Consider the following 19,565-nt stretch of genomic DNA (forward strand, 5'->3'; position numbering starts at 1 on the left):
GTTTTTCAATATTCAATATTCAACCCCACCTAACCTCCCCCTAAAAAAGGGGAGGAATTTTGATCATTTGATTTTATTGGGTGGTTTCCCCCTGAGAAGGGGGAATTAAATGGGGGTATTGTTAGATGATTTTCTTCAATCGTTCTACCACTTCTTCACACTGCGCAATACTTGCGACCAATGCCATCCGTACATGATTCTCACCCGGATTGCCTTGAGCAGTTTCACGTGACAAGTAACGACCTGGCAGGACTTTGATATTTGCCTCGCTAAGCAACTTTTTGGCAAAGGCTTCATCATTATCGACTTGGAGCCAATAATAAAATCCTGCATCAGGCTTTTTAAATGGTAGGCGATCGCCCAACTCTGATTGGAATAATGCAAATTTCTGGCGATAGGCAATGCGGTTATCTTCGACGTGCTGTTCATCATTCCATGCAGCGATCGATGCCAGCTGATGTTGCACAGGCATGGCAGCACCATGATAAGTACGATATTTCAAATAGGGCGCAAGGAGTTTGGCATCGCCAGCAACAAAACCTGAGCGCATGCCTGGAAGATTGGAACGCTTAGAAAGTGAGTGAAACACCACGCAATTTTTATAGTCATGACGACCGATTTCAGCACAGACTTGTAGTAAGCCAACAGGTGCTTGCTCAAACCACAATTCCGAATAGCACTCATCCGAAGCAATAATAAAATCGTACTCGTCAGACAGCGCAATCAGCTGTTGAAAATCTTCACTACTGAGTACCGCACCTGTCGGGTTGCCTGGTGTGCAGACGAATAAAATATCGGTCTTTTCCCAGACCTCGCTAGGCACTTGGCGAAAATCACCTTTGTAATCATTGTCCGCAGTACAGTTGACAAAATAAGGTGTTGCGCCTGCAAGCAGTGCAGCACCTTCATAGATTTGGTAGAACGGATTTGGCATCACTACATAAGGTGATTTACTGCGATCAACCGCTGATTGCACAAAGGAGAAAATTGCTTCACGTGTGCCACTGACGGGTAAGATTTGCGTTTCCGCATCAATACTTTGCAGTTGGAAACGATTGGTGAGCCAATTGCCAATACTTTGACGAAGCTCAGGCAAACCTTTGCTATTCGGATAAGTGGAAAGATGGGCAAAGTTGGCTTCGATCGCTTGTTGTACAAAAGCAGGCGCAGCGTGTTTTGGCTCACCGATCGACAGCGGAATTAAAGGCACTTTGGCAGGTTGAATATCTGCAAAAAGCGCATTTAATTTTTCAAAAGGGTAAGGGTGAAGTAAAGCCAAATCAGGGTTCATAACCGCAAGTTCCAAATTTCATCTATGTAAATATTTTTCAAGTAGTTTGACGATAAATCAATGCTGTATCGTCACTTGATTCGATGCCTCATCCAAAGCGCCTTTCAGTTGCTCGGCAAAAATTGCAGACTCTTTTTCAGTCAATGGCGTACCATCAGGCTTAGTGACAAAGAAAATATCCTCCGCCTTTTCCCCTAGCGTGGCAATCCGTGCAGAATGGATATCAATGCCTTGCATCATAAATAGACCGCCGATTCTCGCCAAAAGACCAGGTTGATCGAGTGTGGAAATTTCCACCATGTTCTGATTTAAGGCACGGTTTAGACGAATATCAACACTATTTTCCACTTCAAAATGACGCAATCGACGAGGGATACGGCGCTGCATCCAACCTGGATATTGGTCGACTTGATTCAAGCCTTTCACCAAAGTATCAATCACTTGCTGTTTGCGACTGGCATCGCTCATGATACTGCCAAGACGGTCATGGATCACATAGGTGTCGAGTGAAAAATTGGTCGCAGCGGTGATAATGCGTGCATCTTGGACATCGAGATTTAAGCGATCCAAAATCGCAACCGTAGTGGCAAACAGGTTCGGTGTATCTCGAGTATAAATAAACAGCTGAATTGCTTTACGATGTTCACGAATCAAGACCAGTGGATCGCTATTTTCACCATGACGCAGAATCGCACTGGTATGCCAAACCACTTCATCGACAGTTTCTTTTAAGAAATAATCATCACCAAGCTCTTTCCAAACTTCTTCGATTTCAAACGGTGGAAATTCATCAGAGAGCTTTTCAATGGCTGAAAATTTGGTGTCTTCAATCAACATCTGATGATCGACAGGGCGGTCTAATCCACCTCGGATAATTTCACGAGATTGCGAGTAGAGCTGGCGCATCAAGGACGCTTTCCAATTGGTCCAGAGTGTCGGGTTGGTGGCATTAATATCCGCCACAGTCAGACAGTACAGATAGTCCAAATGCTCCATATCGCCCATCGCTTCGGCGTAGCTTTGCACCACATCAGGATCAGAAATATCTTTTTTCTGCGCAGTGAGTGACATCATCAAGTGATTGCGAGTCAGCCAAGCGACCATTTTGCCATCACGTTCACTGAGTCCGTGTGCACGGCAAAACTCAATCGCATCCTCAGCGCCCAGTTCGCTATGATCACCGCCACGACCTTTGGCGATGTCATGGAACAGTGCTGCAATGAAGATAATGTCTTTACGGGCAAGGCGTTGGAACACGTTGCAGACCACAGGATATTGCTTACCAAACTCGGGTTCTGCAAAGCGATTGAGATTGCGAATCAACAGCAAAGTATGTGCATCAACGGTATAAATGTGGAACAGGTCATACTGCATCAAGCCCATGATCTGCCCAAATGCAGGAATATAATTGCCCAGCACACCATAACGACGCATCGCCACCAGCGTGTCATACAGACGAAATGGCGAACGGATAATTGCTAAAAATAGGGCTTTGTGCGCAGGATTATCACGGAAATTTTGATCGATTTTCTTGGCAGCAAGTAGTAGCAAGCGCAAGGTGCGAGAGCGAATCCCTTGAATATCAGGATTATTCGCCATCAAATAAAATACTTCTAAGATCGCACTTGGTGTTTCCGAAAAGACTTTATGATGATTGACCGCCAACTTGCCATCGACCAGTTTAAAGTTTTTGTTAACGGGTTCAATCTGGCGTTCATAATCCGCTAGACGAGGGATAATCACCGATTCATTAAAATAATTCACCAACAATTCACTTAAAGTCGAAACACTTTGCGCAATTTGGTAATAACGTTTCATGAATTGTTCAATGGCGTGATTCGGGTGTTGACCCTCTTCTCGGGTGTAACCAAGTAATCCAGCGACCTCACGTTGATAATCAAACAGTAAGCGATTTTCATCCCGTTTGGTCAGGCGATGCAAATGATGGCGAATTTCCCATAAAAAGTTTTCCGCTTTTTCTAAGATCGCCAATTCAAATTCACTGATAAAGCCCAGATGCACAAAGTCATAAATCCGATTGACACGAAAGTGACGCTTGGCGATCCAGCCAATCTGGTTCATATCTCGCAGACCGCCGGGGGCATTTTTAATATCGGGTTCGAGGTTGCTTTCAGTATTGTTATGTTGTTCGTAGCGTTTCTTTTGCTCAAGCACTTTTGCATCGAAAAAGGTTTTATCCGTCCAGCTTTCGGCGACGATACGACGAGGCCATTTTTTCAGTTGTTCATTGCCTGTTAATAAGCGCGCCTCGATCAATGAGGTGGCAATGGTGACATCCGCAGTGGCTTGATCAAAACAGGCTTTGATCGTACGCACACTAATCCCGGGTTTAAAATTACCCACATCCCACAGCGATGATACAAAAGTTTTGACTTTATCCTCTGTGGCTTCATCCAATTCTTCTTCGGACAGAATCAGCACATCGACATCCGAATAGGGCAACATCTCACGACGACCGTAACCACCGACTGCAAACAGTGCTAAATCGGTTTGATCCAATCCTGCATTTTGCCAAAGAAAATCTAATGCCAAATCAATCTGATCCGATCGAGCCGTAACCACATCTCGAATGTTCACCCCATCGGCAAAATATTGATCGAGTTTATCTTCAACTTGCTCACGCCACGTGGTCAAGCCCTGTAAATCTTGACCTAAGCGAACATATTCAGAAATGGGAGGAAAATCTAACATGCGATGTGCTCTTAAAAATTGCGGAAATCGAAAAACATATAACACAGAGTATTATGCAGTATGACTGTTTTAGGGAAGTCTTACAGTATTTACTCAAATGTCTGGATTAATCACATAGTCTTGCACTTCGATTGAAATATATTTCAATCTTGTTCAGGTTCGACCTACCTTACGAAATATATTTCTCATTTCGGGAAAATGAGAAACGCAGTTTCGCAAGAAAACCATTTTGTCTGTTGCAAACTCGGTCATACTTTAAGTATCTATTCAATTGATTAGCAAACACTACTTTGCATATTGCATGCTGACCTCAAACAATGCAACAGACGCTTTCACGTATCAAATATTTGCTTACTCATCATTTGTGGTCAATTTATCATTTAGATGCAATTATTCCGATGGGTTTACTTGTACTGCATCCGCAGTTGCTTTAGCAAGTTGACGTGCGCTTTCAACTGATTCTGCCCGTGCTGTTGCCACACCCATACGACGTTTGACAAAACCTTCAGGCTTACCAAATAGGCGTAAATCCGTATCAGGGTGCGCCAAAGCGTGTTGCAAATTACTAAAGCTTAAATTCGTACCATCTTGACCTGCATAAATCACCGCACTGGCTGCGGTACTGTGACGAGCTGTATTCACAGGCAAGCCGAGAATCGCCCGAGCATGAAGCTCAAATTCACTTTGGAATTGACTCGCTAATGTCACTAGACCTGTATCATGCGGACGAGGGGATACTTCACTAAACCACACTTGATCAGCTTTGATAAATAATTCCACACCAAAAATCCCACAGCCACCCAGTGCCGTCGTGACTTTATCAGCAATACGTTTGGCTTCAATGAGCGCAGTTTCGCTCATTGGCTGAGGTTGCCAGCTTTCCACATAGTCGCCTGCTTCTTGGCGGTGTCCGATCGGGTCGCAGAAATGGGTTTCGATGGCACCTGTTTCAGGATTTTTGGCACGTACAGTGAGTAGGGTAATTTCATAATCAAAGTTGATTTGCGATTCGATAATCACTTTACCTTGATTGACTCGACCGCCTTGCATCGCATAATCCCAAGCGGCATCGACTTCTTTAAAGTTGGTGACGCGAGATTGACCTTTGCCCGAAGATGACATCACTGGTTTGACAAAGTTTGGATAACCAATGTCATCACAGGCAGCACGGAAGCTCTCTAAACTATCGGCAAAACGATAAATCGACGTCGGCAAGCCTAATTCTTCAGCAGCGAGGCGACGAATGCCTTCACGATTCATGGTCAGGTTGACCGCTTTGGCAGAGGGAATCACCGTCGCAATATTTTGTGCTTCAATGTCTAATAAGACTTCGGTGGCAATCGCTTCGATCTCAGGCACGATCAGATGAGGTTTTACTTCTTCAATCAAAGCCTTTAACGCAGTCGCATCATTCATATTTAGGGTATAACTGCGATGTGCGACTTGCATGGCAGGGGCATTGTCATAACGATCGGCGGCGATCACTTCAACACCAAGCCGTTGCAAGGAAATCACTACCTCTTTGCCAAGCTCACCTGAACCTAAAAATAACACCCGAGTTGCGGAAGATTGTAAAGGAGTCCCGATGCGTACTGTCATGCCTTGAACCTAAAATAATAATTTTATCGTGGGCTTTAGCATAGCAGACAGATCAGTGAACTTACAGCCTAATCCGCACAAGAAATAGGCACTATTGTTGAAATAAATAGAGGCTGAGTCGTGCTGATTTTGCGAAAAAAGCGAACAGTCTTCTGTTCGCTTCATCTCAAGTCAATATCTATTGATTTATCAGTAATGATGGACTGGCAATAAAGTCAAAACCAATGATAAAAGCAAGCTCTTTATGAAAAGCAAGTCTTTATAAAAAACGAATTACTGCATCTTTGCTTAAACGTGCTTTTGGCAAGTCCGCATTGAAGTCTTCAGTGCTTCGATAGCCAAGCGCCATAATCACCACACTACGCAAACCGAGTGCAGATAATCCGAGTACCTCATCTAGCAATACATTGTCAAAACCACCGATTGGCGTGGCATCGACACCTTCGGCGCTGGCTGAAATCAGTGCACTGCCAAGTGCAATATGAATCTGATTATCCACCCACGGTTCAATGATCTGCTGTGATTTGTACAGTTCGACATAGTTTAAGCGGGTATTCTTTTGTGCTTGTTTGGACTCTGGTGTACGAAAGCGCCCAGCCAATTCTTCATGATTGAGGATTTGATCGAGATGTTGCTCATCAATCTCAGTTTTTGCGGTAAAGACGATCACTTCAGAGGCATTTAGGATTTTTGGTACGTTGTAGGCAAATGGCTCAGGCATCGCTTTGGCAATATTTTGTTTGGCTTCATCGCTTTGTGCAACTAAAAACGTCCACGGTTGGATATTAATCGAAGACGGTGTAAGACGAAGTACTTCGAGCAAACGATCAAGCGTATCACTCGGGATTTTCTTGCTGTTGTCGTAGGCTTTGCTTGCGTGGCGAGTTTGAGCGAGGTGAAGTGGGTTCATTGTCTATTTTCAGGCGTGTAAAAAGATGGGAAAGATTGTGCGCTGAAATTGGGGAAATGGCAATTTGACCTAAGTGTAAGGTCGATGTGATCTGAAGTTATTTTGTAAATTTTATATTGATCAAAAAAACAACTAGACAAGATTTAATTATCAATGTAACATGTGTTACATAATCTAAATGAGGCAAAATTTATGCGTGATTTACCCTTAGATGAATATCGTAAAAAAAGTCAAAAATCCTTGATCAGTGAACAAGAACGTTCTAATTCACAGCTGATTTATGAGGCACTTTTTGCGCAATTACTGAGTAACGGCTATGGCAATATCAATCTGCAACAATTGTCTAAACTCACAGGAATTAGTCGAACCACGCTGTATCGCAGGTGGTCTTCGATAGATGCGCTGATCGTTGATGCGATTGCGGACAAAATCCAAGATGAGATTGCGATTCCGACTGATCTTGAACCCGTTGAATCATTAAAAGTGATGTTGCAACAGTTGGCAGAATTTCTTCAGTCGCCACTTGGTCGTGCGTTTTTACAGGCAGCTTTAGCGATCAAAGATGAGGTGACTGAGCGTAAACGAGAAGCCTTATGGCAAGTTCGTTATCAACAAATCAGGCAAGCCTTTGTGCGTTTACTGCCAACGGGTAAAGCGCATCATGACATTGATGCAATCGTCAAAATGACTTTAGGTAGTATTTATTTCCAAATTTTTATTCAAAATCAACAGGTCGATGACGCTTATATCGAGTCGATTTTGAATCACAGCATGACCCTTATTCAGTCAAAATAGGTGAATTCTTATGTATGTCGGACATTTAGCCATTGGTTTGGCGATTAAATCAAAATTCCCAAATATTCCTGCATTACCGATCATGCTCGGTGTGGGATTTCTAGATATTATTGATGGATTGTTGATCATTTTTGGCATTAATCATGTCACGCCCAATTTAAATGCAGGACCGTATTTATTTTTCGATCTGACTTTTATTGATTGGGATCACTCTTTATTAATGGCGGTAATTTTATCCATCGTTTGGGCACTGTTTTTTATTAAAGATAAACGTGTGGCGTTAATCGCAGGGCTTGCTTGTTTTTCACACTGGATTGCAGATTGGCCAATGCACAATATGGATTTGGCACTTTATCCATATTCTGTAGAACATATGGGATATGGTTTATGGGGCAAATGGGGTACAGGTTCGTGGGTATTTGAGGGACTGTTTAGCTTAGCGTTAATTGTTTTTGCATGGATGAATTTTAAAAAGCAAAAGATCTCCATTATTTGGCCGACCGTGTTATTGGTGGGTAGTTTTATCCAGCTTTCACCGTGGATGTCACCAATGAAACACGCTGCGGTGCTCCAAGAGCCTACAGCATCATTAGTACACGGAATTCTCGTATTTTTAGGTTTCCTTGTCCCAGGATTAGTTGCGACATGGCTGATCAATCGTGAAGAACGAAAAGTCAAACACGTGATAACTCAATGATGTAATTAACTTACAAATTAAAAAAGCCTAGCGAAGGAATCCGCTAGGCTTTTTTTGAGTTAAGGCTTTTGCAACAAATTACAAATTCGCAATCTGCTCCATATTCGCCTTGATCTTAGCAAGTTGATCGGCGAACTCCGCCAATTTCACTTTTTCACCTTCGACCACAGCAGGCGGTGCTTTGGAAACAAAACCTTCATTGGAAAGTTTTCCAGCGATTTGGTCATGTTGTTGTTCTAGTGTATCGGCAACGTATGCTATCGATGCCTGAGCAATAAACTTAATGCAAATAATAAAATTCAAATGTTCAGCATCTCATACGATGCCGAACTATTTTCCCATATTTGATTAGAACAGTTATATCTTCGACAGGGTTATTGAAGTGGGTGACTTTCGATGGTCGACATAAAATCTGTGAACTTTTGACCTTGAATCACCACATGTGCTTTAAGTAAGTCTTCGGTACGCTGTTCATCTCCAGCACATATTGCTTCTACAATGTCATTGTGCTCTGAAAATGAATGGTTCATTCGATTATTGACCCGCAATTGCAAACGACGGTATGGATGTAGTCGTTTGTGTAAGTTACATGCCTGTTCAATTAAAAATGCATTATGACTGGCTTGGTATATGGCAAAGTGAAATAGGCGATTGGCTTCATAATAATTTTCAGAATCATTTTGATTCAAATAGTCTCGGCATAAATCATGCAAACGCATCAGCTCTTGCTTTTCTTCAGGCAAAATGCGGCGCGCAGCCAAGCGACCACACATCGCTTCTAGCTCTGCCATGACCTCAAACATTTCACATAAAGTCAATGGATTAATTGTGGGAATAATAGCCCCACGACGTGGGCGGATTTCCACTAAACCTTCCGCCGCCAAGAGCTTTAATGCTTCTCGAATGGGCGTGCGTGATGCACCGTAGCGCTCACACAGTTCTTGCTCATCCAATTTGGCGCCAGGTGAATATACACCGTAAATAATATCGTCTTCCAACTTTTTACTAATTTGAATGGAAAGTGGAAGTTCTGCGATTGAAGTCATACATCACCTAAAAAATTGTATACAATTTATGTTTATTTGAGTACAAGTAATTGTATACTGAATACAGATAAGCTATAACTATAGCAAATTCTGCTTCAGATTATTAGAGGCACAGCATGATCCAGGGAGGATTCAGCGATGATTATTTATGGAACAGCGATATTGGCAGTCTGCCATCTACTTGGCGTCTATTTAGGGAATATTTTGGGCATGGCGCTTGGTGTGAAAGCGAATGTCGGTGGCGTGGCGATTGCCATGATTTTTTTAATTATTGCCAAAGAGCTTTTAGCAAAAAATGGACATTTGCCTCAAACCACTCAGTTTGGCGTGTTGTATTGGTCTGGGATGTATATTCCCATCGTGGTTGCGATGTCCGCTGGTCAAAATGTCGTTGCAGCGATGTCGGGCGGTATGTTGGGTTTGATTGTTTCGGTGGCTTCTTTAGTGGGTACTGTATTGGTCATTCGCTGGTTGAATAAGTCAAGTGGCGATTACGACAGTTATGAATGGGCTGTAGAGACAGAAAAGACACTTTAAGGAAGAAATGTCATGGAAGAAATTATCACAGTATTAACCAAAAATGCATTGGTCACCGCTTTTGCAGCGACTGGCTTGATTATGTATGTTTCTCATCTACTGTCAAAATATCTCACGCGAGGGAAGTTGCAAAGCTCGGCTTTTGCGATCACTTTGGGCTTGGTCTTGGCATATTTTGCTGGCATCTATACTCAGGGTGAAAAAGGCATTTCTGATATTGAAATCTTTAGCGGATTTGCCCTACTCGGTGGCGCCATGATTCGTGATTTGGCAATTGCCTCTACCGCATTTGAGGTAGATGTCAAAGAAGTGAAAAAAGCGGGTAAGGTCGGCATGATCGCCTTATTGCTCGGCTGTATTATTCCATTTTTGATTGGCGCGGCGGCGGCTTGGATTATGGGCTTTAGAGATGCGATCTCGATGACGACCATTGGTGCAGGTGCGATGACCTATATTGTCGGTCCTGTGACGGGTTCAGCAGTTGGCGCAAGCTCAGAGGTGATTGCGCTATCGATTGCGATTGGCTTAATCAAAGCAGTGTTCTTTATGGTGGGTACACCGTTACTCGCAAAATTCATGTACTTAAAAAGCCCTCGCTCAGCAATGGTGTTTGGCGGATTGGCAGGTACAACCAGTGGTGTTGCGGCAGGACTGGCGGGTACGGATGTTCGATTAGTACCTTACGGTGCATTGGTTGCAACATTTTATACAGGTCTAGGTTGCTTGCTTGCACCGTCTGTATTTTTCCTTACTCTCAATGCCATTTTTGGCTAACTCAAACATAAAGGTGATTTCATGGACCATATGGTTAAGACGCATTTATGGGATAAGCAGCGTACACGTAGACAAGATAAACTCGATCTTGCCAAGCAAAAAGGCTTTGAAAAGAAAGTTGAACATGCTCGGGTCGTTGAGCTGCTCGAAACGGTTATTGCATGTGGTGATCGTGTTTGTTTAGAAGGTAATAATCAAAAGCAAGCAGATTTCCTGTCGAAAAGTTTAAGTCAATGTCATCCAGAGGTGATCAATGACTTGCACATTGTTCAATCTGTCTTGGCTTTACCAAGTCATATTGATGTGTTCGAAAAGGGTATTGCCTCAAAAGTGGATTTTTCATTTGCAGGGCCACAAAGTTTGCGATTGGCGCAATTGGTTCAGCAACAAAAAATTACGATAGGTTCGATTCATACTTATTTGGAGTTGTATGGACGTTACTTTATCGATCTGACGCCAAATGTTTGCTTAATCACAGCACATGCTGCAGACCAAGAAGGCAATCTCTATACAGGTGCAAACACAGAAGATACGCCTGCAATTATTGAAGCAACAGCGTTTAAAAGTGGGATTGTGATCGTGCAGGTCAATGAGATTGTCGATAAATTGCCGCGGGTCGATGTGCCAGCCGATTGGGTCGATTTTTACATTAAAAGCCCGAAGCCCAATTATATAGAACCGCTCTTTACCCGTGATCCCGCACAAATTACCGAAGTACAGATTTTGATGGCGATGATGGTGATTAAAGGCATTTATGCACCTTATCAAATTAAGCGCCTCAATCATGGCATTGGCTTTGATACGGCTGCAATTGAACTGCTACTGCCGACCTATGCGGCATCTTTGGGATTGAAAGGACAGATTTGTACCAATTGGGCTTTGAATCCGCATCCAACCTTAATTCCTGCGATTGAAAGTGGCTTTGTCGATTCTGTGCATAGTTTCGGTTCAGAAGTGGGTATGGAGGATTATATTAAAGAACGCCCAGACATATTCTTTACCGGCAGTGATGGCAGTATGCGCTCCAACCGAGCTTTTAGCCAAACTGCTGGTTTGTATGCATGTGACTTGTTCATTGGATCGACTTTACAAATCGATTTACAGGGCAATAGCTCGACTGCAACTGTAGACCGTATTTCTGGTTTTGGTGGTGCGCCCAATATGGGTTCTGATCCGCATGGGCGTCGCCATGCTAGTTATGCTTATACCAAAGCTGGTCGTGAAGCGGTGGATGGCAAGTTGATCAAAGGTCGTAAATTGGTGGTACAAACTGTCGAAACTTATCGTGAACATATGCACCCCGTTTTTGTGGATGAGCTTGATGCATGGCAACTTCAAGACAAAATGCACAGTGAATTGCCACCAATCATGATCTATGGTGAAGATGTCACCCATATCGTGACCGAAGAAGGGATTGCCAACCTCTTGTTGTGCCGTACCCCTGAAGAACGTGAACAAGCGATTCGTGGCGTGGCAGGTTATACCCCTGTTGGGATGAAACGTGATATCGCCAAAGTGCAAGCGTTACGTCAGCGTGGGATTATTCAGCGCCCAGAAGATTTGGGAATTGATCCGACACAGGTGAGCCGTGATCTACTGGCTGCCAAATCAGTTAAAGACTTAGTGAAATGGTCAGGTGGCTTATACAACCCGCCAAGCCGTTTTAGAAATTGGTGATAAATATGGAAAAATTAATATTTGAATTGCAATCTACGGCATTAGCTACTGCAAATGCACCAGTCATTTGCGGCGTGGTCGGTTCGGGAAATCTCGAGGTTTTGGTATCACCGCATGATCAAGCCAATATTTGTCAGGTTGAGATCACTACCTCTGCGGTGGGTTTTGAACATGTTTGGCAGTCGGTATTGAATGAGTTTGCACAGCGACATGCTGTTGCAGGGTTAAAGTTGCAACTGAATGATATGGGCGCAACGCCAGCCGTTGTCAATCTACGCTTAAGCCAAGCACTATCTATGTTTAAGGGAGAGTAGCACATGGATCAAGTCATGCTCAAAAATAGTTTTTATGAAAAAACTGCACGAGCGCGAATTCAAGCGGTCGTTGATCCGGATAGTTTTAATGAAATCTTAAAACCCTTACAAGTCGAAGTCAGTCCACATCTGGCAGCATTAGACATCCCTGGTAGTTTTGATGATGGTGTGATTATTGGGACGGCTACGATTAACCAAAGCCCAATTCACATCATGGCACAAGAAGGGCAATTCATGGGTGGTGCTGTAGGTGAAATTCATGGCGCCAAAATCGTTGGCATATTACAAAAAGCCATTCAGGATCAGTCATCAGGTGTTGTATTTTTTGTCGACTCGGGCGGTGTACGTTTACATGAAGCCAATGCAGGTTTAATCGCAATATCTGAAATTATGCGTGCGATGTTGCAAGTACGTGATGCAGGCATCCCAATTATTACTGTGATTGGCGGAACGTGTGGTGCATTTGGTGGCATGGGGATCAGCGCTTGTCTCAGTAGCGCAATTATTATGACCGAAGAAGGACGGTTGGCACTTTCTGGTCCAGAAGTGATTGAAACAGTCAAAGGCGTCGAAGAATTTGATTCCAAAGATCGTGCGCTGGTGTGGCGTGTCACGGGCGGAAAACATCGTTATTTGTTAAATCATGTTCAAGCGTTAGTTGAAGATGATATTGCAGAGATTCGTGCGGCGATTGTCAATCAACTCAATCAAGAATTAGTACGTCTTGATTTGGCACAGTTACAGCAACAGCAACAGCAACTCGAACAGCAGCAACAGCGCTGGTTTGGAAAAAATGATGGTTTGCAGATTTGGCAAGAAATGGGAATTACTCATCCCGAGAAAATTCCAATGCTTTCTGCACATGATGTCGTGATGTTAACGCAAGGATGAAGCGATGAATACAGAATCAGTTTTACAGCAACTTTTTCCGCATCAGCTCAATTATCAGATTGAAGGCTATGTGATTAAAGGAGATGCACAGACCGCAGCGGGTACGGTGCGTATTTTAGGTACAGTGAATGCAGCACCGATTGATCAAGATATTGCCATACAGCTGTCATCTGAAATTTTGAAATTGGTGCAACAGGGTGAGCAAACGCCAGTGGTTTTTATTGTCGATACCCAAGGGCAAGCGCTCTCTCGTGCCGACGAATTATTGTGTTTAAATCGTACTTTTGCGCACTTGGCTTCGTGTGTTGATTTATTGCGCCGTAGCGGACATGCCAATCTAGCGATCATTTTTGGACAGGCAGTCAGTGGCGGGTTCTTATCTTATGGCTTGATGGCAAATGAAGTCTATGCGCTAGACGATTCACAGGTCAAAGTCATGGATTTGAATGCAATGGCACGTGTGACCAAAATTCCTGTAGACAAGCTAAAAGATTTATCACAGAGCTCAGCTATTTTTGCGCCTGGTGTAGAAAACTTTTACAAAATGGGCGCTATTGATGCGGTATGGGAAAACCTTGATCAAGATTGGGTTGGTCAAGCTCTATTGCATCAGCAACAGGATTTGCAACGTTATTTGACGGATCAACGTCGGGTGGTGGGACAACAGCGTCAAGGTCGCATGCTATGCAATGCAATTGTTGAGAAAATTGCACTGAGTTAAGTTTCGCCGTGAGCTAGGGACTGCACCGAACGAAGTGCAACGATGAACGAAGTACGAAATAAGGAGTCCAGCATGGATCGTCATGACTTTGCGTATTTATGTGATTCAGCGACGATATATTTTTTGGATCGCACTTTACCTGAATGTGCCAGACAAAAAGTACATCAATTGCTGAAACAGAATATCCCCATGACTGTTTGTCGGCAAGACCATGTCGAACATGGTCAGGTGAAGTTGGCGATCAATTGTTTGGTCGATGGCTGTAAGTATCGCGTTGCATGTCTTGTTGATGCGGATCAAATTTGCAGTATTACACGTTCAGTTTCTTTGGATCAGTTGTTACAGGAGCAACATGCGTCTTTAAATGATACAGCATTGCATGATTTATCTCGGGCTTTACTTGCGATGGACTGTGAAGTTTATGTCTATGGATCATATGCATACCAATACCTGACCAAAGAGACTTATGTCCGTTCTACATCGGATTTAGATTTGGTTTTGTATCCGCAACAGCTGTCTCGGCTTGCAGAGATTTTACAACGCATTGAACAGGTTCAAGCAAAGAGTCAAATCCGTTTTGATGGAGAAATCAAGGTACATTCTGATTGGCATGTGTCATTTAACGAGCTGATTTCTGTTGCATTAGATCAGACACAGCAGATTATTGTCAAAGGATTGCAGCGTGTGGATATGCTGAGATTAGAACATTTATTTGCAGGGAATCTTGAATATGCAAATCGTACAGTTGCCTAGTGGTTTTAATTCAAATCATATCCGTTCAAATCATATTGATTTTGCCAAAACAGTCGATCATTTGGCATGTCTCGCCTTATTAGATGAAGCGAGCTTAGAACATAAACCAGGTTTGGTCTGTCCAAGTACGCAGGGAAGCCATGCCGACATGAATTACGCTTTATTCCAGCGCAGTATCGATGCGTTACAAGGCTATTTTCAAGCGCAATGTATAAATGGCTATAACCATGTTGATTTTGAAAAAATCCGACAGTGTGGTGTGACTGCTGAGCAGAAGATGCTGACCGCAACTGCGCAGATCAACACGCATAAAGGCGCAATTTTTAATTTAGGTTTTGCCAGCGCAGCAGTTGGGAAATGTTTATCTGAAAAGCGTCTATCTGGAAAGAGAACAATCACTGCGCAAGACATCAGTCAGTGCATCACTGACACATGGCAATATGAACTGCAACATCATTTACAACGGAATCCCCATAGTCACGGACAATGCATGCGAAATCAATATGGCATTACCGGTGCCATTGAAGAAGTTGCATCTGGATTTCAAACGGTTTTAACGCTTGCACTCCCGCAATATCAAGATATTTATAGAAAGACTGCAGATAAAAAGAGCGCATCGCTACAAGCCTTATTTGCATTGATCTCTGAATTGAAAGATACCAATATTGTTTGGCGTGGTGGCTTATCGGCGTTGTATCTCGTGCAAGATATGACGAGGCAATTTCTAAAACAGGGCGGTGTGCTCCAAAAAAACTGGATGCAAGAGGTCGAGAAAATGGAAACCTATTTTATCCAGCATCATTTAAGCCCTGGTGGCAGTGCAGATTTGTTGGGTGTAACATTATTTTTAGATCAGGTGGAGCATGAATTTCATCATATGCTTTAGTGGACAGGGGCTGCAAAATCTTCAACATATCGAGGAGTTGCGAGCTTGGGCTGAAGAATTCAAGATAGTAGATACGTTACAACGTGATTTACCTTCGCTCTATGCCGAAGATATATCAGAAATTGATTTGTATCAGAATGAATTCGCTCAGCCCTTTATTTTTGCATTGCAATGGTGCCGCTGGCAATGGATTCGTACCTTACTTGATGATGTGATGGCATTTTCTGGCTACTCTCTGGGGGAGTTATCGGCTTTGTGTTGTTCAACCAACACCAGTTTCGAGCAAGGTTTGAGGCTTGCACACAAAAGAGCGATGTTGATGTCGCACGCAGCACAGCAACCAAGTGGATTGATTGCGGTACAAGGGATCAATCTCAATGTATTAAATCCATACTTACAAGCAAGTGGAAATGAGTTGTCAATTAAGCTCAGTGATAGCAGTTTTATCATTGGTGGTTTGAATGATAATTTACAACAATTGTCAAATATGTTGAGCAAGGTTGGTACGCGTACCATCAAGCGGTTGAACGTTTCTATTCCATCACATACGTCGTTTATGCAAACAGCTGTTTTGCCATTTCATCAGGAATTACAGCAACATACATTTTCTGATTTAAGCATACCGATTATCAGTGGCTCAGGCGGGCATAAGTATTTTGAACGCCAAGATGCGGTCAATGCTTTGATTCAACAAATGAGCCATGCGATTGATTGGGATTCGTGTATGCGTGTGGTGCAAGAAAGCCTACCTGATATCGTGCTGGAGATAGGGCCAGGAAGTAGCTTAAGTAAAATGCTGTTAGAACGTGAGCCGAATATGATCGTGCGAGCTGTGGATGATTTTAAAAGTCGAGCGGGCTTCGAAACATGGTTGAAAGGAAAACTAAACATTTAATTTGGGTCTAGATAACATTAATCGAAGTGATACTCCAACATGCTCTACATCAAAAAAATGAAAAAAACCTAGAACATGAATGCGCTAGGTTTTTTTTGAGTTCAGGCTTTTGCAAAAAATTACAAATTCGCAATCTGCTCCATATTCGCTTTGATCTTAGCCAGTTGATCAGCGAACTCCGCCAATTTTACTTTTTCACCTTCGACCACAGCAGGCGGTGCTTTGGCAACAAAGCCTTCATTGGCAAGTTTTCCAGCGATTTGGTCATGTTGCTTTTGCACTTTATCCAAATCTTTTTGCAGACGAGCAAGTTCAGCTTTTGGATCAATCAAACCTTTCATTGGCACAAATACCGAAGCCTGACCAACCACACTTGACGATGATAGTGGTGGCTCTTGATCAAGATTCAAGAACTCGATGCTTTCCACTTTTGCCAAGGCTTTAAATAAAGGCTCAATGCGCTCAATACGAGTACGTTCTGCATCACTGATATTTTGCAGTAATACAGGCAACAGACGCGCATTACCCAAGCCCATTTCGCCACGGATATTACGCACCGCACCGATCAAGGCTTGTAACCAATCCATATCGGCTTCGGCTTGATTATTGATTTTCGCTTCTTCGGCAACTGGATATGGCGCAAGCATAATGGTGTCGCCACCACGTCCGATCATCGGTGCAAGTGTCTGCCAGATTTCTTCAGTTAAGAATGGCATCAATGGATGTGCAAGACGCAGGGCAGATTCCATTACCGAAAGCAAGACACGACGAACTTCAGCTTTACGAGCTTCTGAAACATTTTCATCATTCAGTACTGGCTTGGTCAGTTCGACATACCAGTCGCAATATTCATTCCAAATAAAGTCATAAATGGTTTGTGCCACGAGGTCTAAACGATAGGTTTCAAAGCCGAATTTGACCGCTTGTTCTGCCTTTTGTAGACGGCTGATGATCCATTGTTCAGGCAATTCCCAAAGCTCAGGTTGCGCTGTTTGTGCAACCTCTTTGCCTTCGACATTCATCATCACGAAGCGAGTCGCATTCCAAATCTTATTACAGAAGTTGCGATAGCCTTCGACACGTTTCATATCGAATTTGATGTCACGACCTGTATTAGCAAGCGCACAGAAAGTAAAGCGTAGCGCATCTGTGCCATAAGCGTTGATGCCGTCTGGGAATTCTTTACGTGTGGCTTTTTCGATTTTTGGCGCATCTTTTGGATTCATCAAGCCAGTGGTACGTTTTTGTACCAATGTTTCAAGGTCAATACCATCAACCAAATCTAAAGGATCGAGTACGTTGCCTTTCGACTTCGACATTTTTTGACCTTCGCCATCACGCACCAAACCATGTACATATACAGTTTTGAACGGGACTTGTGGTTTGCCATTTTCATCTTTGACGAAGTGCAACGTCATCATGATCATACGGGCAACCCAGAAGAAAATGATGTCAAAACCAGTGACTAGCACATCAGTCGAATGGAAGGTTTTGAGGAAGTAATTTTCCGCATCTTTTTGTGCATCGCCCGTCCAATCTAGCGTTGAGAAGGTCCACAGCGCAGAAGAGAACCATGTATCGAGCACATCTTCTTCTTGATATATATAATAATCGGCAGCAAGATTGTATTTTTCACGGACTTCGGCTTCGTTGCGTCCGACATAGATTGCGCCATTTTCGTCATACCATGCAGGGATACGGTGTCCCCACCACAGCTGACGGCTGATCGCCCAATCTTGGATATTGTTCATCCATGCCATATACATATTGGTGTATTGCTCAGGAACGAATTTAATCTCGCCATTTTTTACCGCTTCGATTGCAGGTTCTGCAAGCGGTTGAATTTTCACATACCATTGATCTGATAATAATGGTTCAACCACCACACCAGAGCGTTCACTACGTGGTGCTTTGAGGGTATATGCTTCGATTTTTTCTAGCCAGCCTTCGGCTTCTGCCTCAGCAACCAATTTTTTACGTGCAGCATAACGCTCCAGTCCGACATAATCTTCTGGTGCAACCACCGTTTTGCTGACTGGCGTGCCAGCTTTTTCCATCCAGTCAAATTCACCGAGTATTTCAGCGTCTTTGCTTAAGATGTTGATCACTGGTAAATTGTGGCGTTTACCCAATTCATAGTCATTGAAGTCGTGCGCAGGGGTGATTTTGACACAGCCTGTACCAAAGTCTTTTTCGACATAATCATCGGCGACAATCGGTACGATACGGTCGGTGATCGGTAAACGAATATTCTGACCAATCAAATGCTGGTAGCGTTCATCTTCAGGATGTACAGCAACGGCGGTATCACCAAGTAGTGTTTCAGGACGAGTAGTCGCCACCACCAAATAATTATTGCCTTCAGAGGTTTTTAGGCTTTCATCAGCAAAATAATATTTAAAGTGCCACAATGAACCTTGTTCTTCTTTACTGCTATCGACTTCTAGGTCAGATAGGGCAGTTTGTAATTTTGGATCCCAGTTGACCAGACGTTTACCACGATAGATCAAGCCTTCATCATGTAGACGTACAAAGACTTCGATCACTGCTTTGGATAGACCTTCGTCCATGGTAAAGCGTTCACGTGACCAATCTACTGATGAACCGAGACGGCGAATTTGTCGGGTGATGGTGCCACCTGATTTTTCTTTCCATTCCCAGATTTTTTCTAATAATTTTTCACGACCAAGATCATGACGGGTAATGCCTTGCTCACCAAGCTGACGTTCTACAACGGTTTGCGTGGCAATGCCTGCATGGTCTGTACCCGGTTGCCATAAGGTATTGTGACCTTGCATACGGTGGTAACGTGTCAACGCATCCATGATGGCATTGTTAAAACCGTGCCCCATATGCAAGCTACCTGTCACGTTTGGCGGCGGTAGCATGATGGTAAAAGGTTGATTGCCATTTTGTGCGGGTTTGAAATAACCACGATCTTCCCAGAGGTCATACCATTTGTTTTCAATGGTTGATGGGTCATAGGTGGTTGCAATATTTTGAGCACTATTGGCAGCGCTGTTTTGATTTTGATCAGTCATTAGATATGGGGATAGAATCGCAAAAA

General features: G+C 43.3%; 17 protein-coding genes and 1 pseudogene. 11 read left to right on the forward strand and 7 right to left on the reverse strand.

The genetic code is table 11. From position 1 onward, the window contains the following. Window positions 1-121: 121 nt before the first annotated feature. From dapC to nfsB, 4 genes are all read right to left on the reverse strand, one after another. Window positions 122-1,291, reverse strand: coding sequence for a succinyldiaminopimelate transaminase (gene dapC / locus BLQ60_RS08030; RefSeq protein WP_092618515.1), 1,170 nt, complete (start codon window positions 1,289-1,291; stop codon window positions 122-124). Between the two features lie 57 nt (window positions 1,292-1,348). After that, complete coding sequence (gene glnD / locus BLQ60_RS08035; RefSeq protein ID WP_092618518.1) at window positions 1,349-4,003, reverse strand: [protein-PII] uridylyltransferase; 2,655 nt, start codon at window positions 4,001-4,003, stop codon at window positions 1,349-1,351. A 390-nt stretch (window positions 4,004-4,393) separates the two neighbouring features. Beyond that, entirely contained in the window at window positions 4,394-5,602 is a 1,209-nt protein-coding gene (gene purT, locus BLQ60_RS08040) for a formate-dependent phosphoribosylglycinamide formyltransferase (protein ID WP_092618521.1), read from the reverse strand. A 259-nt stretch (window positions 5,603-5,861) separates the two neighbouring features. Further along, window positions 5,862-6,512 (reverse strand): oxygen-insensitive NAD(P)H nitroreductase, encoded by a 651-nt coding sequence (gene nfsB / locus BLQ60_RS08045; protein WP_092618524.1) that lies wholly within the window; start codon window positions 6,510-6,512, stop codon window positions 5,862-5,864. Between the two features lie 192 nt (window positions 6,513-6,704). Here nfsB and BLQ60_RS08050 point away from each other — a divergent pair, with 192 nt between their 5' ends. Together BLQ60_RS08050 and BLQ60_RS08055 are read left to right on the forward strand one after the other, a co-directional pair. Beyond that, complete coding sequence (locus tag BLQ60_RS08050; RefSeq protein ID WP_092618527.1) at window positions 6,705-7,307, forward strand: TetR/AcrR family transcriptional regulator; 603 nt, start codon at window positions 6,705-6,707, stop codon at window positions 7,305-7,307. A 10-nt stretch (window positions 7,308-7,317) separates the two neighbouring features. Further along, entirely contained in the window at window positions 7,318-8,004 is a 687-nt protein-coding gene (locus BLQ60_RS08055) for a hypothetical protein (RefSeq protein ID WP_092618530.1), read from the forward strand. A 78-nt stretch (window positions 8,005-8,082) separates the two neighbouring features. Here the strand turns inward: BLQ60_RS08055 and BLQ60_RS08060 are convergent. Both BLQ60_RS08060 and BLQ60_RS08065 read right to left on the reverse strand, forming a co-directional pair. Then, window positions 8,083-8,250 (reverse strand): annotated as a pseudogene (locus BLQ60_RS08060) (hypothetical protein); the annotation flags it as partial. A 128-nt stretch (window positions 8,251-8,378) separates the two neighbouring features. Continuing rightward, complete coding sequence (locus tag BLQ60_RS08065) at window positions 8,379-9,050, reverse strand: GntR family transcriptional regulator (RefSeq protein ID WP_092618533.1); 672 nt, start codon at window positions 9,048-9,050, stop codon at window positions 8,379-8,381. A gap of 138 nt (window positions 9,051-9,188) precedes the next feature. On the opposite strand from BLQ60_RS08065, the gene madL reads away from it, so the two are divergent. The 9 genes from madL to BLQ60_RS08110 all read left to right on the forward strand — a co-directional run bounded on the left by madL (window position 9,189) and on the right by BLQ60_RS08110 (window position 16,498). Continuing rightward, window positions 9,189-9,587 (forward strand): malonate transporter subunit MadL, encoded by a 399-nt coding sequence (madL, locus tag BLQ60_RS08070; protein ID WP_092618536.1) that lies wholly within the window; start codon window positions 9,189-9,191, stop codon window positions 9,585-9,587. Between the two features lie 12 nt (window positions 9,588-9,599). Next, on the forward strand, window positions 9,600-10,361 hold the full coding sequence (gene madM / locus BLQ60_RS08075) for a malonate transporter subunit MadM (RefSeq protein ID WP_092618540.1): 762 nt from the start codon (window positions 9,600-9,602) through the stop codon (window positions 10,359-10,361). A 21-nt stretch (window positions 10,362-10,382) separates the two neighbouring features. Beyond that, window positions 10,383-12,038 carry a malonate decarboxylase subunit alpha gene (gene mdcA / locus BLQ60_RS08080; protein WP_092618543.1) on the forward strand — a complete coding sequence of 552 codons (1,656 nt, stop codon included), beginning with the start codon at window positions 10,383-10,385 and terminating at the stop codon, window positions 12,036-12,038. A gap of 5 nt (window positions 12,039-12,043) precedes the next feature. Beyond that, window positions 12,044-12,352, forward strand: coding sequence for a malonate decarboxylase acyl carrier protein (gene mdcC, locus BLQ60_RS08085; protein ID WP_092618546.1), 309 nt, complete (start codon window positions 12,044-12,046; stop codon window positions 12,350-12,352). A 3-nt stretch (window positions 12,353-12,355) separates the two neighbouring features. Then, window positions 12,356-13,243, forward strand: coding sequence for a biotin-independent malonate decarboxylase subunit beta (locus tag BLQ60_RS08090; protein WP_092618549.1), 888 nt, complete (start codon window positions 12,356-12,358; stop codon window positions 13,241-13,243). A 4-nt stretch (window positions 13,244-13,247) separates the two neighbouring features. Continuing rightward, window positions 13,248-13,964 (forward strand): biotin-independent malonate decarboxylase subunit gamma, encoded by a 717-nt coding sequence (gene mdcE / locus BLQ60_RS08095; protein WP_092618552.1) that lies wholly within the window; start codon window positions 13,248-13,250, stop codon window positions 13,962-13,964. Window positions 13,965-14,036: 72 nt separating this feature from the next. Beyond that, the gene (gene mdcG, locus BLQ60_RS08100; protein ID WP_092618555.1) at window positions 14,037-14,717 is read left to right on the forward strand and encodes a malonate decarboxylase holo-[acyl-carrier-protein] synthase; all 681 of its coding nucleotides are present in this window, start codon (window positions 14,037-14,039) and stop codon (window positions 14,715-14,717) included. Beyond that, on the forward strand, window positions 14,695-15,603 hold the full coding sequence (gene mdcB / locus BLQ60_RS08105; protein WP_092618558.1) for a triphosphoribosyl-dephospho-CoA synthase MdcB: 909 nt from the start codon (window positions 14,695-14,697) through the stop codon (window positions 15,601-15,603). Before mdcG ends, mdcB begins: the two co-directional genes overlap by 23 nt. Continuing rightward, complete coding sequence (locus BLQ60_RS08110; protein WP_092618561.1) at window positions 15,581-16,498, forward strand: acyltransferase domain-containing protein; 918 nt, start codon at window positions 15,581-15,583, stop codon at window positions 16,496-16,498. The genes mdcB and BLQ60_RS08110 overlap by 23 nt, the downstream gene beginning before the upstream one ends. A gap of 119 nt (window positions 16,499-16,617) precedes the next feature. Here the strand turns inward: BLQ60_RS08110 and BLQ60_RS08115 are convergent, their stop codons facing one another. Further along, a complete protein-coding gene (locus BLQ60_RS08115; protein WP_092618564.1) occupies window positions 16,618-19,539 on the reverse strand; it encodes a valine--tRNA ligase in 2,922 nt (973 codons plus the stop codon). Between the last annotated feature and the right edge of the window lie 26 nt (window positions 19,540-19,565).

Origin of the sequence: Acinetobacter marinus, assembly GCF_900096915.1 — a bacterium.
Lineage (GTDB): Bacteria > Pseudomonadota > Gammaproteobacteria > Pseudomonadales > Moraxellaceae > Acinetobacter > Acinetobacter marinus.